At 50.2% G+C, this 3135-nt stretch carries 1 rRNA gene; it reads right to left on the bottom strand.

Going from position 1 to position 3135, the window contains the following annotated elements:
* Window positions 1–19 precede the first annotated feature (19 nt).
* Window positions 20–2917 (bottom strand): 23S ribosomal RNA (locus ACMUMJ_RS16730).
* Window positions 2918–3135: the final 218 nt, after the last annotated feature.

Below are 3135 nucleotides of genomic sequence, written 5' to 3'. Positions count from 1 at the left end.
AAAACCATTTTGGTGTTATATGGTCAAGCCTCACGAGCAATTAGTATTGGTTAGCTCAATGCCTCACAGCACTTACACACCCAACCTATCAACGTCGTAGTCTTCAACGGCTCTTTAGGGGACTTACGTCCCAGTGAGATCTCATCTTGAGGGAGGCTTCCCGCTTAGATGCTTTCAGCGGTTATCCCGTCCGAACGTAGCTACCCGGCAATGCCACTGGCGTGACAACCGGAACACCAGAGGTTCGTCCACTCCGGTCCTCTCGTACTAGGAGCAGCTCCTCTCAAATCTCAAACGTCCACGGCAGATAGGGACCGAACTGTCTCACGACGTTCTAAACCCAGCTCGCGTACCACTTTAAATGGCGAACAGCCATACCCTTGGGACCGGCTTCAGCCCCAGGATGTGATGAGCCGACATCGAGGTGCCAAACACCGCCGTCGATGTGAACTCTTGGGCGGTATCAGCCTGTTATCCCCGGAGTACCTTTTATCCGTTGAGCGATGGCCCTTCCATTCAGAACCACCGGATCACTAAGACCTACTTTCGTACCTGCTCGACGTGTCTGTCTCGCAGTTAAGCGCGCTTTTGCCTTTACACTCTTCGCATGATTTCCGACCATGCTGAGCACACCTTCGTGCTCCTCCGTTACTCTTTGGGAGGAGACCGCCCCAGTCAAACTACCCACCACACAGTGTCCTCGATCCCGATAAGGGACCTGAGTTAGAACCTCAAACATACCAGGGTGGTATTTCAAGATCGGCTCCACTGGAACTGGCGTTCCAGTTTCAAAGCCTCCCACCTATCCTACACAAGTAGGTTCAAAGTTCACTGTGAAGCTATAGTAAAGGTTCACGGGGTCTTTCCGTCTAGCCGCGGATACACAGCATCTTCACTGCGATTTCAATTTCACTGAGTCTCGGGTGGAGACAGTGTGGCCATCGTTACGCCATTCGTGCAGGTCGGAACTTACCCGACAAGGAATTTCGCTACCTTAGGACCGTTATAGTTACGGCCGCCGTTTACTGGGGCTTCGATCAAGAGCTTCGCTTACGCTAACCCCATCAATTAACCTTCCAGCACCGGGCAGGCGTCACACCCTATACGTCCACTTTCGTGTTTGCAGAGTGCTGTGTTTTTAATAAACAGTCGCAGCCACCTGGTATCTTCGACCAATCAATGCTTACGGGGCAAGCCCTTCACACTAATCGGCGCACCTTCTCCCGAAGTTACGGTGCCATTTTGCCTAGTTCCTTCACCCGAGTTCTCTCAAGCGCCTTGGTATTCTCTACCTGACCACCTGTGTCGGTTTGGGGTACGGTTCATGTATATCTGACGCTTAGAAGTTTTTCCTGGAAGCATGGCATCAACCACTTCGCCCAAAAGAGGGCTCGTCATCAGCTCTCGGCTTTCCTACTAAAAGGAAGGACCCGGATTTGCCTAAGTCCTTAACCTACCACCTTAAACACGGATAACCATCACCGTGCTGGCCTAGCCTTCTCCGTCTCTCCATCGCAATATACACAAGTACAGGAATATTAACCTGTTTCCCATCGACTACGCATTTCTGCCTCGCCTTAGGGGCCGACTCACCCTGCCCTGATTAGCATAGGACAGGAAACCTTGGTCTTCCGGCGGGGGAGTTTTTCACTCCCCTTATCGTTACTCATGTCAACATTCGCACTTCTGATACCTCCAGCCTGCCTTACAGCTTGACCTTCAACGGCTTACAGAACGCTCCTCTACCATGCCTAGTAAACTAAGCATCCGTAGCTTCGGTGTACAGTTTTAGCCCCGTTATATCTTCCGCGCAGGCCGACTCGACTAGTGAGCTATTACGCTTTCTTTAAAGGATGGCTGCTTCTAAGCCAACCTCCTAGCTGTCTGAGCCTTCCCACATCGTTTCCCACTTAACTGTAACTTTGGGACCTTAGCTGACGGTCTGGGTTGTTTCCCTTTCCACGACGGACGTTAGCACCCGCCGTGTGTCTCCCGTAATTGCACTCATTGGTATTCGGAGTTTGCATGGGGTTGGTAAGTCGGGATGACCCCCTAGCCCAAACAGTGCTCTACCCCCAATGGTGAGATACGAGGCGCTACCTAAATAGCTTTCGAGGAGAACCAGCTATCTCCGAGCTTGATTAGCCTTTCACTCCTATCCACAAGTCATCCCCGGACTTTTCAACGTACGTGGGTTCGGTCCTCCAGTTAGTGTTACCCAACCTTCAACCTGCTCATGGATAGATCGCTCGGTTTCGGGTCTATTCCCAGCAACTCAGCGCCCTATTAAGACTCGATTTCTCTACGGCTCCCCTACATGGTTAACCTTGCTACTGAAAATAAGTCGTTGACCCATTATACAAAAGGTACGCAGTCACGGAACACAGTCCGCTCCCACTGCTTGTACGTACACGGTTTCAGGTTCTATTTCACTCCCCTCATCGGGGTTCTTTTCGCCTTTCCCTCACGGTACTGGTTCACTATCGGTCAGTCAGGAGTATTTAGCCTTGGAGGATGGTCCCCCCATGTTCAGACAGGATACCACGTGTCCCGTCCTACTCGTTTTCATTAATAAGGCGTTTTCGTATACGAGGCTTTCACTCTCTACGGCCAAGCTTTCCAGCTTGTTCTACTAACACCCAATCAACTTAAGGGCTAATCCCCTTTCGCTCGCCGCTACTTAGGGAATCTCGGTTGATTTCTTTTCCTCCGGGTACTTAGATGTTTCAGTTCCCCGGGTTCGCCTCATTACGCTATGTATTCACTTAATGATACCCGCAAGCGGGTGGGTTTCCCCATTCGGACATGTTCGGATCAAAGCTTGTTTATCAACTCCCCGAACCTTTTCGCAGATTACCACGTCCTTCATCGCCTCTGACTGCCAAGGCATCCACCGTGCACGCTTGGTCACTTGACCATATAACCCAAAACAGTTTCACTCACAAATGAGCAAAGCCTTCAGATCACACACCAACGATGCTTTTGTCTCATGCATTGGATTTTACGATTTAGAAAGTCATCCAGGTTTTTCTCAATTAAGAGAGAGATGCTTTCCACCGGTTTGACGCTTGATTATCGTCTATTTCAAAATTCACATTGTTAAAGAGCAAGTTTAGTGCAAAGCACTAAGTCAGA

This window comes from Marinomonas phycocola (genome assembly GCF_047525455.1).
Lineage (GTDB): Bacteria > Pseudomonadota > Gammaproteobacteria > Pseudomonadales > Marinomonadaceae > Marinomonas.
Note: the sequence above shows the minus strand (reverse complement) of the source record. Positions and strands in the feature narration are given on the sequence as shown.